Here is a 14,386-nt window from a genome sequence, read left to right on the forward strand (position 1 = left end):
GTTCGTGAAGTGTCGTGACCCTGCGCAATATCGAGCACGCCATCTCGTTGACTGGACCCTTGCGTGCGAAAAGGTGATGAAGGCGACGCCAATCGGCGGGAAACGGTTGCGACTGGTATCCAGCGCTAATCGATCGATAGGTGGATAAAGCCTATATCTTCCAAATATTTAATCAATCGCACGTAAATCTGAATTATGGAACTTTGAAGCTGACCTACTTTGTAGTAGCGACGGAAAAATGTCATAACCTCCTCTCGTCACGAGACAGCCAAGACAGTCGTAAGGGGAGCAAACCTGTTCTGCAGTGCGTACGCCGCTTGACCCATGGGTATCTCCGACTCCGGCTATCCGGAGCGTTCCCGCCAAGCGCTCAATCAGCGAAAGCCACGAGCCCCATACCTCTGCTCACCGCCCCCTCGAAAAGGCCGCGCATCATGTCGAATGCAGCTAGCGCCTGCCGATCCCCTTGCAATTCGCGTACGTTCGCCGTGAAGGTCTCCAGCAACATCGTTACCTGCGCAGGCTTCAGCATCGAGTCTTCGAAGTATCTGAGATCGGCACCAGCCTGACGGCCCTTGTCGAACAGGGTGGCAAGCGAACGGTGCGCGCGGAGATCAATGGAACCTGCGAGTTCCAGATGACCGGGGTTCCGGGGCATGAGCGTGGTGAAGGGGCCTGCGTAGTAGATGTCCAGCATCTTCAGTCAACTCCAGAGCTTATGACGGTCAAAGCGGGAAGCATCAACCCATATGGTCGGCTGTTTCCCACGCTGCAACTGTCGTGACAAAGGGCTGCGTGGGAAGCGCGCGGTTCGCCATGAAGCGGAAGCACATGCAGAACTGAAGTCACTGCGCGCTGCGTCCGATACCTTCCAGTTCACAATCCACCGCACGTACACGTCGACCATGAAGTCCAGGTAAGCGAACAGGTGAGCGTCAGATCGGATCGAGATCTGAGCGGTCTTCCCATCTCAGCCCGCCAGAAAACCACCATCTGTTGCAAGAACATGGCCGATAACATAGCCGGCCTCGTCCGACAACAGCCAGACAACGGCTGCAGCCACCTCTTGCGGATGGCCCATCCGCCGCAACGGCAGGCCAGCGGCGACGGAACGCGTGTCGGCAATACCGGCGCCAAGCATCATGTCCGTGACGACGCGACCCGGTGCTACGGCATTGATTCGGATGCCAGAGGGAGCATATCCCATTGCCGCCGCTCGCGTAAGCGAGATGGCTGCGGCCTTCGAGGCGCCGTAGAGTTGATAGGCCCGGATTGGGATTTCTCATACCGCTGACGCTGGTGTTGTTGACGATCGCGCCGCCGCCCGAACCGAGAAGTGCCGAGATTTCGTGGCGCATGGCATGGAAGAGCGCCCGGACATTGGTATCGAACACCTGCGTATAGACAGCATCGGTCTGTTCGGCGAGAGGCGCGCGCCGTTCCTGTAAACCGGCATTGTTGAATACGGCGTCGAGCCGGCCGAACCGCGCCATCGCCTGGCGAATCGTTCCGGCAATGTCTGCTTCCCGTGTCGCGTCGCCGGTGACGACTGTTACCGCCGAGATCAAGACGGGTAGACGGCGCATTCTGGAGTACGTGTTTTCGCCTGTGGTCGAAGTGGCAGAGACCGCCATGCATGAGAGATAGATCGTCCGGGTTAGACAGCAGCATTATCGGTGGTCTTGAAGAGATTCGAACCGACGACCCGTGATTTTAGTCACGTAACAGGCAGCGGATCAGTGCCTTCGCTTAGGATTGCGAGATATTTACGGTAGCTGAAGACACGGCCACGCTTGCGACCTGTCACCTCCTCGACAATCCCCAGACGCTCCAAGTCAGCGAGCGCTGCATTGACAGTCGGCGCGGAAAGGCCTGTCATTTGAACGATCTGATTTGCCGTATGAAAGGGGTTTTGCTGAGAGAGTTCGTGAATACGAAGGCCGATCCGGCTCTGTCGCTCTCGGTTGTGATTTTCTCCCTGTCCTCCTTGAAAAGATCGACAATCCGAGTGGCAGCATTCAAATGCTTGGTTGGCGGTGTCGGCTACACCTGTCAGGAAGAAGTCTAGCCAAGCCTCCCAGTTTCCATGTTCACGGACCTCTTGCAGTAATCGATAATATTCCCTTCGATGGGCCTTGAGGTAAAGACTGAGGTAGAGCAATGGTTTGCGTAGAACGCCGTTCATGCACAGGTAAAGAGTGACAAGCAGACGACCTATACGGCCATTGCCATCGAGAAATGGATGGATCGTTTCGAACTGGACATGCAGGAGGCCGGCTTTGATCAGTGCCGGTAACCGTGATTGATCGTCATGCATAAAGCGCTCGAACGCAGCCAGGCAGCCGCCCAATTCCGTCACGGGTGGTGGCACGAAGAGTGCATTACCGGGTCGCGTGCCACCAATCCAATTCTGGGAGCGCCGAAACTCTCCTGGATCCTTGGTGCCTCCCCCACATACATGTAAAGGAATAGCTCTTGGCGCGGGAGCAGCATTGTGATGCCATCCAGGCGACCTAGCGCACGCTCTGCCAGACTGAGGCGCTCCAATAGGGAAAGGACATCGATGGATGGCTCGGGCGGCAATGGCGGAGGCACGAACGCCCGCACTGTTTCGCTTGCTGCTGTTGTTTCGACAAAACGGCCGAGGCGCAAATTAGGTTCTGAATCAGACATAGCCTAATATGAATTCCGTCCGCTATTTAAGCAAGCGCCCCTTTGTTTAAATAAGCGTCAAGCTTAGGTAAGCACGCTTAATTAACGTAGACCGTTGTCACTGCGTCAGGTGCAGGCGCCTGGCTCCAGGCTAATTCCATGAGATCACGGGGCCAATGGATTTAGCCGTCAACCGACGGACGGTCCTCCCATACATTATTTCTTAAAACTGCGCTCCTATTCCCGCTCGCCCTCGGCACTGGTGCCGAGAAAAATGGAATGAGCATGACCAAACAAGATCTTTCATCACGTCGTTTTCAGCGAAAAATCTCGGAACTCTGCGAGGAGCGTATTGCGCCGATTGTACCGAAGCGGGTGCTGCAGAGTATCCGGCTTTACCTCATCAGCCTAATTATCTACCGCAAGCCGCCGCCAATCCTAAATGGCCGCATCGACTGGATAACGATCGGACAGGCGTGCGGGCTCGAAGACGACTTGACGGCAGAATTGAAGAAGGAACTCCGCGTCGGCCTGGACGCGCTCATCCGATGGCTCAGAGCGCCGCCTGCAGCCGAAGAGGTCCGACCGAAAAAGGTTCTTGTTCGATCGAGCAAGGAAACGCAGGTTAAGCCGACAGCAGCAATATCCTCCACGCGAAAACCACAACGCGCTGCGGTCGACGGCTCCTTTACCCAATCTGCTTCCACGCCGCGCGGACCTGCACCGAAACCTATCGGCCCGCTTCCGGAGCCTTTGCTCGAAGCGACCGATGATCCGATTGGTTTTCAGGATACGCTGGTCTATCATATGCGCCGGTTCGGCGACAGCTATTGGCAGCTCTACCGCGCCGTCGTCCGGTTGAACGAGACATTCGACAGCAAGACCCTACTGTCCTGGATCCGGGGCGAACGCGTGCCGCAGTCCGTTGCGAGTTTCGATATCCTGCGCCGCATCGAGCAGCGTTATCGGTTGTCAGAAGGATATTTCAAAGCAAAGCTGCCGCACCAGGCGCGCTCCCTCTACGGTCATGATCTCGGCGATATTAGTCCGGCAGAGCGGCGGCGGATTTCTTTGCATCTGCCGGATTATTTCAGCAGCTTGCCCTTTACTAAGCGGGAGGAGATACTCGACTGGGTGCGTCGGGTGATCATCTCCGGCTCGACCGAATATCGCCGCTACCAAGCCGCGGCCAGCAAGCAACGTTATGCCATCCGTTTTCCTGGCGTCACCTATGGCGGCGGTTCGCTCTCGCCTCGGTCTCTGACGCCGGCGACCGGCACCAACCAGAATGTCACTGAGAAACTCGAAGATCCCGACCTGCTCTCCGGCGTTGTCGACGCGCCGCCGAAGCTTGCCATGGAGATGGCTGATCTTATTCGGTTCAAAACCTCGACGCTGACGGCAATCGGATTTCAGCGTAACGGTGTCTGGGGCGAAGAAACTGCGGATTCCGCTCTGAAGCCGGCCGCCATTCCAATCATTGACCGGCCACCATTCCGATTTGAAGCCGGCCACCATTCCAATCAATAACCGGCCAGTTTCCGGCACTCAAGTTCCCCTGGGTCAGCAACCTTGGCATGTGTCCCCTCGATATCCACGAGGGGAATTTAATGCCTGCAAAAAGAAAGCTGACCATGCGACACATTCGACAAATGCTACGGCTTGCGGGAAGCGGAACGAGTAGCCGCGAGATTGCGGTGATGCTTGGCATTGCTCGCAGCACCGTGCAGGACAATTTGAAGCGAGCTGCGATGGCAGGTCTCACTTGGCCCCTCGCCAGCGACCTGACAGACGATGTTCTGGAGGCCAAGCTCTTCGTCCACCCCGGCGTCAAGCAGGGCCAGCGACTGCGCCAAGAGCCCGACTGGGGACCGCTTTCGATCGAGCTGAAGAAGCCAGGCGTGACGCTGCTGATTCTTTGGGAGGAATACCGCAGCGCCTATCCTGATGGGTATGGATATAGCCGTTTTTGCGAGCTGTTCCGTGGCTTTGAGAAGCGCTTGTCACCGACGATGCGCCAGGAACACATCGCTGGCGACAAAGTCTTCGTGGATTATTCCGGCAAGAAGGTGCCGATCGTCGATCGCAAGACCGGTGAGATCCGCGAGGCGGAATTGTTCCTCGGCGTGCTCGGCGCGTCGAGCTACACCTACGCGGAAGCCACATGGACCCAGACCCTGCCGGACTGGATTGGGTCGCACGTCCGCATGTTCACCTTCCTCGACGGTGTGCCCCGGCTGATCGTGCCTGATAATCTGAAGTCCGGCGTCAACCGCGCCAGCTTCTACGATCCGGAGATCAACCGCAGCTACGGGGTCATGGCTGCTCATTATGGCGTTGGCGTCCTGCCAGCACGTCCGCGACGCCCGAAGGACAAGGCCAAGGTGGAGAATGGCGTAAAGTTCGCCCAGAGCTGCATTCTCGGCCGTCTTCGCAAACAGACATTCTTCTCGCTCACTGAAGCCAATGCCGCGATCGCCCAGATGCTGGAGCGCATCAACAATCACGTCATGCGCCGGTTGGGCGTCAGTCGTCGGAACCTCTTTGAGGCAGTCGAACGGGCAGCACTCGCTGGTCTGCCTATCGAGCACTACGAGTTCGCAGAATGGCGCTTGGCACGGGTGTCGACGGACTATCACGTCGAATTCCAGAACTTTTTCTATTCCGTCCCGCACAGCCTCATCCGGAGCCAAGTCGATGTCCGGGCGACCGCACGGATGATCGAGATCTTCCACCGAGGCAAACGCGTTGCCGTGCATCAGCGCCGCTATGGTGGTCCGCGCTATGGAACAGACCCCGCGCATATGCCGAGTTCGCACCGCCGATATGCCGAATGGACACCGGAGCGCTTCAGACGATGGGGCGCATCCATCGGGCCGCAGACCGAAGGACTAATCATCGCCATTCTCGCCAGCCGTCCGCATCCGGAACAGGGCTTTAGAACATGCCTGGGGATTCTGCGTCTCTATCGCGATATCGGTCATGACCGCGCCGAGGCCGTTTCAGCACGCGCGGTCGATATCGGCGGCTTGAACAGCAAGACCATCGCCTCGCTCATCGCCACCTACAAAGGCAAAAAACCTTCCACCGAGCCTGCCGCCGTCATGGAACACGCCAACTTGCGCGGTCCCGGCTACTTTCATTGAGGAGACAATCCATCATGCTGACCAATCCCACCATCGACATGCTGCGCGATCTCGGCCTTTCCGGCATGGCAAGCGCCTATCAAGAACTCGACACGCAACCGGAAGTCAGGCATCTCGAGCACGAAGAATGGCTTGCGCTTCTTCTCGAGCGAGAGACAACGTCACGACGCCAGAAGCGCTTCGAGACCAGGGCTCGGGCCGCAAACCTCCGCCATGATGCCCAGCTTGAGAACATTGATTTTCGCGCTACCCGTGGCCTCGATCGCAATCTCTTCCTGAAGCTTGCCGGATGCGACTGGATCCGGCAGCGCCACAGCATACTGATGATCGGACCTGCCGGCGTCGGCAAGAGCTGGCTTTCCTGCGCTCTAGGACACAAGGCATGCCGGGAGGACTTCTCTGTAGCCTATCATCGCCTGCCCAGACTGTTCGCCACCCTGGCCTTGGCGCGTGGGGACGGCCGATATCCAAAGATGCTCAAGGCTTTGGCGAGAACAGACCTGCTCATTCTCGATGATTGGGGGCCAGAGAAGCTCAATGACGAGCAGAGACGTGACCTCTTGGAGATCGTCGAGGACAGATATGAGAAGCGTTCCACCATCGTCACCAGCCAAGTGCCCGTCGAACACTGGTACGACATGATCGGCAATCCGACTATCGCCGATGCCGTCCTGGACCGCCTCGTGCACAATGCATACCGCATCGAATTGTCCGGCGAGAGCATGGGAAAACAACGTTCCGTCACCACCGCGGAAACAACCCAGGCTTGACGACACGACAATCAGGATCCATTCATTGCGAAGACCCAGAGTTCAGCTTGAGATGACCGGCTTCAGGCCGGAATCGCGGCCGGATGAATTCGGAACGGGTGGCCGGCTTCATGTCGGAATAGGTGGCCGGCTTCATCGGAATGCGCAAAGAAACCGCTTCCCAGAAGATCGAACATCTCGGCTTGATGTTTGGCGCACTCGCCGCCTCCCCGTCCGGAATCGTAAAAGGACGCGGTGTTCCGCTCAACCAGTTGAGCTTTGGTCTTCTCGTCTTCCCCGGCGTCTGGGATTGGTACCTACGGTGGCGCGAACAGCGGCGTGGCTTCTGTACCAAATGGGAAGAAGACATGCTGATGGTGGCACAGGCTCTCACTCGGGCAAAGGTGGGCTGGATCCGCCAGCATCCGGAACTTCTGAAGAACATCCGACCAATCGAAGGGCTGATCGCATCGGAGGAGATCGAATTTGCGGCGCGCGACTGGAACGGTGCCTGCGATGCGTTTCACCGGCATGCGGCCAACCGTTCAAAGGAAATCCAGCGGGTCATGCGGGTCCATCGTGATCCGTTCGAGCCGATCATGTGCATCCTCGAAGCCGACAGCCCGCTGGCGGAATATCGCAAGATCACGGATGAGATCCTGAAGCGTATGCCCGACGAGGACCGGTACCCGCGACCGGCAGCAGAGGCCGTGCGGTCGTTCCTGTTGCTACGCCTTGGGCTGCATCTCGGCCTTCGGCAGAAAAATCTGCGCCAGTTGCGCGTTTGCCCGCGCGGGCATTTCCCGACTTCGGAACGTCGGCTAGAGGACGTGAAATGCGGCGAGTTGCGCTGGAGCGACCGCGATAATGGATGGGAAGTGCTGATCCCGTCGGTCGCGTTCAAGAACTCCGGCTCATCCTTCTTCGGCCAGAAGCCGTTCAGGTTGATCCTTCCGGATCTGCTCGACCTCTACAAATATCTCGGGGCCTACATCGACAAGCATCGCGGTGTGCTGCTCGGCAGTGCCAAGGATCCGGGCACGCTGTTCATCAAGACGGTGAAAACGACCAGCCTCGACGCGGCTTACAACTCGGCCACGTTCTATGAGGCCTGGCGGACCGTGATTCAGCGATACGGAATCTATAACCCCTACACCGGCCGCGGCGCCATTAGGGGCTTATTGCCGCATGGGCCACATAACCTACGGGATATTCTCGCAACCCACATCCTGAAACAGACTGGCTCTTATGAGCAGGCCAGCTATGCCGTCCAGGACACCCCGGACGTGGTACAGCAGCACTACGGTCGCTTCCTGCCGCAGGACAAAGCGGCCTTGGCGGCAAAGATATTGAACCAAGTCTGGGAGGCTGCATAACTCGGCCTGATAAAGTAGGACCGCAAGGAACTCGATCAGATGCTGAAACAACACACTGCATCTGATCGAAGGATTTGGTCACGCCTTGAACCAATACGAACCTACGACCCGTTATTCCGTCCCGCGTATCAATGAAAATTCCGGCTCTTCACCTTCAGCGCATCGATGTGAAGGGCAGGCACGAACATGTCGCGCGGGGCTAAAACCGGCTTGGGCTTATCCCGTGTATCAGGCCCTCCGCCTCTGGCAAACTCATCACGTCAGCCGGCCGGCAGTTTGAACTCTTCGTCGCGATCTGCAAGACCAACCAGGTCGCCTGACAGGTCGAACAACTGATGGGCAACAAGATGGACGACCTCCCCTTCCCGCTGAATCCGGCCATTATCGCCCTCATCGAGGACCGAGGACGATCCGCCGGTGTTTTTCGAACAGCGCTGGCCAGACGACGAGATTGGCCGGCCCGGTCTCGTCGTCGATGGTGATGAACATGACGCCCTTGGCTGATCCCGGCTTTTGCCGAACCAGGACAAGTCCAGCGGTATAGACCCACTGCCCATACCTCGAACTCATCGCCTCGGCACATGTGATGACGTTGCGCGCTGCGAGTTCCTTGCGCAGGAAGGCGATCGGATGCTGCCGCAATGTCAGCCCGGTATGGCTGTAGTCCTCGATGACGTTATGCCCGTCCGTCATCTGCCGAAGTGCGACCTCCGGCTCCTGCTGCTCGGCGATTGCAGCCATCTCCCGTTCGGCCGCCGCCGCAAACAACGGCAAGGGTTCATCGCGCAGCGCCTTGATCGCCCAGAGCGCGTCGCGGCGTTCGAGCTCCAGCGACGGCAGAAAGGCATCGGCCGTTCCCATGGGTGTGGGCGACAGAGGATCGATAGCCGACTATGTTCGTAGCCACATCGCCCACAATTACTATTGGTTATCCTGACGATTACACACGCAGGCGTTGACAAAATTGTGCACTGCATGATTTTCTCTTCGTGCAATGCAACGAACGTTTTCTCGTTGCCTCAGTGGATTGATTTTCGCCGCGCTTATGCGTGCCGAAAGCCGCAGAATTAATAGCATCTTGCTGAACCCCTGAATCAACCGAAGGCTACTGACGGTTTCGCTTCGCCGTGCTGTCTCGCCTGCCTGTAAGGAGGTCTCCATGAATGTTCTGGCTCGGGAAGTTTCAATCGAAAACACGACCGAAGACGTTGAACCCATCGCAGTCGTCGGTATGAGTTGCCGCTTTCCAGGAGACGCCGATACACCGGAGAAATTCTGGGAACTTCTGGTCGAACGGCGAGTGACGGTGGGGGAGCTTCCTGCGAAGCGGTGGGACGCGTACAATTCGGCATCGCCGAAAATCGCGGCAGCTTTGTCTTCCGCGACACGTTTAGGCTCATTCCTCACGGACATAGAGGGATTTGATGCCGATTTCTTCGGGATGTCGGCGCGGGAAGCAGAGTTTGTGGATCCGCAACAGCGGGTCGTACTGGAGTTGAGCTGGGAAGCACTGGAACGTGCGGGCATACCACCCTCCTCCCTAAAGGGCACCGACGTCGGCGTCTATGTCGCTGCAAATTCTTTCGATTTCGGCCACCGGCTGATGTCCAATCTGGCGGAGATCCAACCATGGACGATGAATGGCTCTATGCTGTTTGGTATCGCCAACCGCGTTTCCTACGTGCTGGACTTGCGCGGTCCGAGCATGGTCGTCGACACCGCATGCGCGGGATCACTCACGGTTTTGCATCTGGCCTGCCAGGCGCTGTGGCGCAACGAAGTTCCTCTCGCAATCGTCGGCGGGGTGAACATCATGTCCAATCCCGGAATGATGCTCGCACTTGATGCAGCCGGCGCTACGGCCAAGGACGGGAGAAGCAAGGCATTCGACCGAAGTGCCAACGGCTATGGTCGCGGCGAAGGCGCGGGCCTTGTCGTTCTAAAACGCCTGTCGGATGCCACACGAAGCAAGGATCATATTCTGGCGGTCGTGCGTGGCGGTGGAATATTCCAGGACGGTCGAACCGCGGGCATGATGGCGCCCAATCCCGAAGCACAGGAAGCAATGCTGCGCAAAACATATGAGCGTTTCGGCATAACTCCGTCATCGGTATCATATGTCGAAGCACACGGCACAGGAACTCAGGCGGGCGACAAGGCCGAGATCAGCGCGCTATCGCGGGTTTTCGGCGAGAATAGAGAGGGTCCCTGCCTGATCGGCTCTGCCAAACCCAACATTGGACATCTCGAAGCTGGGGCAGGAATCGTTGGTTTGATCAAGGCAGTTCTTTCACTTCAAACCGGCACTATTCCTCCAAGCGTTCACTCCGAACTGAATGACGAGATCAACTGGGTCGAAGCAAACCTGCGCGTCGTTTCGGAACCAACGCCGTGGCCGTCGGACGTTTCACCTCGCCGCGTGGGGGTATCCTGCTTTGGCGTCGGCGGAGTCATCTCACATACGATCGTTGAAGAAGCCCCCACGGTGCCGCGGGACGCTGCAGCACCATCACTGCCCACGATAGCGGAACCTGGACTTAAGGTTTTTCCGATTTCCGGACGCTCGCATGCTTCGCTGCAATCCAACGCCAGCAAGCTCGTACGCTGGATTTCGGACAATCCGGACACTGATCTAACCTCGATCGGCTATACGCTAAGTCGACGGCGTGACCATCTCAACAAACGTGCAGTGATTATCGCTTCATCGATCGAGTCGTGGATGGAAGGATTGTCGGCGATCGCGGAAGGCGAGGAAGGCCCCGATGTAGTTCGAGGTGAGACCAGCGGCGAAACGAAAGCAGGACCGGTTTGGGTTTTTTCGGGGCACGGCGCGCAGTGGGAGGGAATGGCCAGAGAGCTTCTTTCGGAAAATCCTGTCTTCGCCGGCGCGATTGATTCCTTGGCGCCAATATTTCAACGCGAGCTCGGATATTCGGCTCGCGACGCTCTCTTGGAAAGCGATTGGAGCACTGTCGAGCGCGTGCAGGCATTGACGTTCGCGGTGCAAGTTGCGCTTTCCGAGGTCTGGAACAGTCTTGGACTCTATCCCGGCGCCGTGATCGGGCATTCAGTCGGGGAAATTGCCGCAGCAGTTGCTTCTGGAGCTCTGGAGGTCGACCACGCAGCGGTCTTTGCTTGCCGCCGCGCTGGAATTTACCAGCGCCTGGCCGGGAATGGTTCGATGGCGATGGCGCGTATTCCTTTTGAAGAGGCCGAGGCAAGACTTTCTGGAAATACCAGCGTCGTTGCCGCTATTGCCGCCAGCCCGAACGCGACGGTGATTTCTGGCGACTCTGATGAATTGGATCAAATCCTGTCCGCGTGGAAGAAAGAAAGGATTGTAGTTCGCAAGGTAGGAACAATCGACGCTGCCTTCCACAGCCCCCAAATCGACCCCCTCCTCGACGACATTCGCGCTGCTGCGGCGCATCTCAGGACAGGCCGACCGCGGATACCCCTGTACACGACGACGTTGGACGACCCACGCTCAGTGGACGACCGCGGGGAAGATTTCTGGGCCATCAATTCTCGGGGCGCTGTGCAACTGGTTAATGCAGTGAACGCCGCACTTGAGGACGGCTTCACAGCGTTCCTCGAGGTATCTTCGGCCCCGATCGTTGCCCCATCAATCCGTGAGACTGTTGACGTGGCCGGTCGTGACGAGGTGGCCGTTCTCGCGACGCTAGCGCCGAATAAGCCTGAGATGATGTCAATGCTGGCGTCTCTGTCCACCCTTTTTAGCGTTGGGCACGATATTGATTGGGCCCAGATCCACCAAATCGGCAATCTTATCGAGCTGCCTACACAGTCATGGCAGCACAGAACCTTTTGGCCGTCGACCAACGTTTCGAGCGGGGCTCGGAGTGGCGGCCACGCCCCCGGCTCGCATACATTACTTGGCCAACCTGAACATGTTCGCAGTTCACCGCCCGCAATCGTCTGGCGAACAGAGTTGGAATACTCGACCAGACCTTATCCCGGGTCTCACCCGCTGTTTGGCGTCGAAATCGTTCCCGCGGCGGCCCTCCTCTACAGCCTGATGACTGCCGCAGGCCAGAACGGCGAGCTGGGTGAGCTGTCAGATATTGCTCTGCGCACTCCTATTCCGGTTGATAGCCCACTCGAGGTGCAAATTGTTCGCCAAGGCGAAACAATCAGCATTTCGACACGTCGGAAAGACGTCGATAATGAAAGCGCCTGGTCCTGGACCACGCATACAGTGGCGCGCGTCGAAGATATCGAACGAGACGCCATTCCGACGGCAAGACTCGACATATCGAAGGAGCAGCAGGGCGAATTTTGGTCATGGGAGAAGGTAGAGGAGCTCTATAAACGACGAGGTATTGGCGGATATGGATTTCCATGGAAGATGTTGGAACTCCATCGCCGCGAGCACGAGATATGGGCATCATTTGCTCCAGAAGCCGACGAGCGAACAAGGACCGCTCATGATTGGGCAGAAGTGTTGGACGCTGCGCTGACAATTTGCCCGCTTCTTCTCCCCGACGATGCGCTGTTGCGAATGCCCTCGCGCATTAGCAAGGTAATCGCAATTGGGATGCCGCCAGCGAATTACTCGGTGCGTGTAACACGTCATGCCGACACACCGAGCAGCGAGGATTGCCTCCTGTGTGTCGAAATCATTGGTGAGAGTGGCCATATCGTCGGTTCGATGGAAGGAGTTCTGTTCGGGGTACTCGACGGTGTCCGCGACTTCACGAGCAGAACCACCGACATTGTCTTTGCGGAGACCTGGCTGCAGTTACCAGTTGGCGATCTAAATGCGCCTACGCCCCGGAAAATCGTGTTTGTTGGATCTGATGATCAGTGCCCCCAATCGTTGGTTGAAGCACTGCAACAGGCCGATGTTGATTTCCAATTCGTCGACAGCGCGTCCGCCATTCCGAGCGGTGCCGAGCTTTATGTTGTCGTCCACGGCTCTCCGCCGCGCCCCGGCGAAGCCTTAGAGGTTGCCGCCGAACGCAATGCCTGGATTCTCATCGACACCGCCCAGCGTCTCCTCTTGGACGCCTCTGAATTCGAGCACGCCCGCTTGCTTTGTGTCACATCTGGAGTTCGATCCGGCGACACCGAGGGCGCCTTGGCTCAAGCTCCAATGTGGGGGATCGCCCGCATCGTGGCTGGCGAGAGACCCGATCTCTGGGCCGGAACATTTGATCTTCAGCCTGAAGCGCTGGATGTTGAAAGCGCTCATCGGCTCCTGCGTGCGTTCGGGTCCGGCGCGAACGAGGATGTTATCAATATTGATGATGGAAGTTTATGGGCCTTGCGGCTCGTCCCAGCCTCATCTGAGCAAGGCAATGGCCGAACAAGGCGCCCCGGGTGGATGGAGTGCCGGTCAAACGCCACGTATCTGATCACGGGGGGATTGGGTGCTCTCGGACTCGAAGCGGCTCGATACCTCGTGAGCAGAGGAGCGCGGCGGATTGTTCTTGCAAGCCGACGACAGCTACCTCCCCGTTCCGATTGGGACAGCGTGAACGATCTAGCGGAACGTACCATTGTCGACAACATCCTCGAAATCGAAGAGAGCGGAGCAACGGTGCTGCCAATAAGCATGGACGTCGCCGATCCGTCCAGTGTCGAATCAAATCTCGCAACGCTGGCGAACTCGCTTCCACCGATCAAGGGCATTGTTCACGCGGCCGGCATATTTGACGGCGGAACCATCGGCGAAGTGGAGAAGGCCTCTCTTAGCGAGGCTTTCGGAGCAAAAGTCGGGGGCGCGGCCAACTTACATCGCCTGTTTCCGCCTGGGTCACTCGATTTCTTCGTGCAGTTTTCCTCGTCGGGGCAGATCGCCCGGTTGACCGGACAAGCATGCTATGCCGCTGCTAATTCGTTTCTCGATTCTCTGGCCAAGTTTCGGAACAGCTCGTCCTGCGCGGACTCGATCAGCCTCGGATGGATGGCATGGCGCGGCTTGGGTATGTCCAAGTCGATTGATGCGACAATGGTCGAGGCACGCGGAAGGGGTCTGGAGGCGATCGAGCGTGAGGCAGCGCTAAAGGCATGGCGTTACTGCGAGGACTTGAACCTGTCCTACGCCGCAATCTTTACCCCGACGGCAGACATATATTCAGCCGATCTTCCCGTTCTTAGCGAACTCACAGCAGGGCAAGATGACGAACCGACGACCGGAGAGGCCCCCCTCGATATTCCCGCAGACAACCGCTTCGAGTGGCTGATCGGAGACATTCGGCGCCTCGTTTCAATTGAGCTAAAGGCCGACGAGAATAATCTCGAGGTGAAGAGGCCGCTGGTGGACATGGGCGTCGATTCTCTGATGACAGTTTCCCTAAGGGTGAAGTTGCGTAAGCGATATGGTTTTGAGTTCCCCCCAACCCTTCTTTGGAACAGCCCTTCCGTATATGCGATCGCGCAATTCGTAGACAAAGCCCTGCAGAGCGACATGGTGTTCGAAAGCGCTTGAACCCGGAGG

General features: G+C 57.7%; 5 protein-coding genes and 5 pseudogenes. 5 read left to right on the forward strand and 5 right to left on the reverse strand.

Features of this window, described 5'->3' with window-relative positions:
• Nucleotides 1–370: 370 nt before the first annotated feature.
• The 4 genes and pseudogenes from AB6803_RS28675 to AB6803_RS28690 all read right to left on the reverse strand — a co-directional run bounded on the left by AB6803_RS28675 (nt 371) and on the right by AB6803_RS28690 (nt 2,673).
• Complete coding sequence (locus tag AB6803_RS28675) at nt 371–697, reverse strand: hypothetical protein (RefSeq protein WP_007689629.1); 327 nt, start codon at nt 695–697, stop codon at nt 371–373.
• Nucleotides 698–970: 273 nt separating this feature from the next.
• A complete protein-coding gene (locus AB6803_RS28680) occupies nt 971–1,279 on the reverse strand; it encodes an SDR family oxidoreductase (protein ID WP_371112139.1) in 309 nt (102 codons plus the stop codon).
• 46 nt (nt 1,280–1,325) lie between these two features.
• Nucleotides 1,326–1,586 (reverse strand): annotated as a pseudogene (locus AB6803_RS28685) (SDR family NAD(P)-dependent oxidoreductase); the annotation flags it as partial.
• Between the two features lie 131 nt (nt 1,587–1,717).
• Nucleotides 1,718–2,673, reverse strand: a pseudogene (locus AB6803_RS28690) (Fic family protein).
• 258 nt (nt 2,674–2,931) lie between these two features.
• Between AB6803_RS28690 and AB6803_RS28695 the strand changes: the two are divergent.
• From AB6803_RS28695 to AB6803_RS28710, 4 genes and pseudogenes are all read left to right on the forward strand, one after another.
• Nucleotides 2,932–4,113 (forward strand): annotated as a pseudogene (locus AB6803_RS28695) (hypothetical protein); the annotation flags it as partial.
• A 173-nt stretch (nt 4,114–4,286) separates the two neighbouring features.
• Nucleotides 4,287–5,798 carry an IS21 family transposase gene (gene istA, locus AB6803_RS28700; RefSeq protein ID WP_371112140.1) on the forward strand — a complete coding sequence of 504 codons (1,512 nt, stop codon included), beginning with the start codon at nt 4,287–4,289 and terminating at the stop codon, nt 5,796–5,798.
• Nucleotides 5,799–5,812: 14 nt separating this feature from the next.
• On the forward strand, nt 5,813–6,568 hold the full coding sequence (gene istB, locus AB6803_RS28705) for an IS21-like element helper ATPase IstB (protein WP_371112094.1): 756 nt from the start codon (nt 5,813–5,815) through the stop codon (nt 6,566–6,568).
• Between the two features lie 146 nt (nt 6,569–6,714).
• A pseudogene (locus AB6803_RS28710) lies at nt 6,715–7,923 on the forward strand (hypothetical protein); the annotation flags it as partial.
• A gap of 128 nt (nt 7,924–8,051) precedes the next feature.
• Here the strand turns inward: AB6803_RS28710 and dnaE2 are convergent.
• A pseudogene (dnaE2, locus tag AB6803_RS28715) lies at nt 8,052–8,784 on the reverse strand (error-prone DNA polymerase); the annotation flags it as partial.
• 298 nt (nt 8,785–9,082) lie between these two features.
• On the opposite strand from dnaE2, the gene AB6803_RS28720 reads away from it, so the two are divergent.
• The gene (locus AB6803_RS28720; protein ID WP_371112095.1) at nt 9,083–14,377 is read left to right on the forward strand and encodes an SDR family NAD(P)-dependent oxidoreductase; all 5,295 of its coding nucleotides are present in this window, start codon (nt 9,083–9,085) and stop codon (nt 14,375–14,377) included.
• Nucleotides 14,378–14,386: the final 9 nt, after the last annotated feature.

Source organism: Rhizobium sp. RCC_161_2, from assembly GCF_041355235.1.
Classification (GTDB): domain Bacteria; phylum Pseudomonadota; class Alphaproteobacteria; order Rhizobiales; family Rhizobiaceae; genus Rhizobium.

Bases quoted from the DNA above. Each gene is read 5' to 3' on its own strand.
- AB6803_RS28675 (WP_007689629.1), bottom strand. From the start codon at position 697: ATGCTGGACATCTACTACGCAGGCCCCTTCACCACGCTCATGCCCCGG.
- AB6803_RS28720 (WP_371112095.1), top strand. From the start codon at position 9,083: ATGAATGTTCTGGCTCGGGAAGTTTCAATCGAAAACACGACCGAAGAC.
- istA (WP_371112140.1), top strand. From the start codon at position 4,287: ATGCGACACATTCGACAAATGCTACGGCTTGCGGGAAGCGGAACGAGT.
- istB (WP_371112094.1), top strand. From the start codon at position 5,813: ATGCTGACCAATCCCACCATCGACATGCTGCGCGATCTCGGCCTTTCC.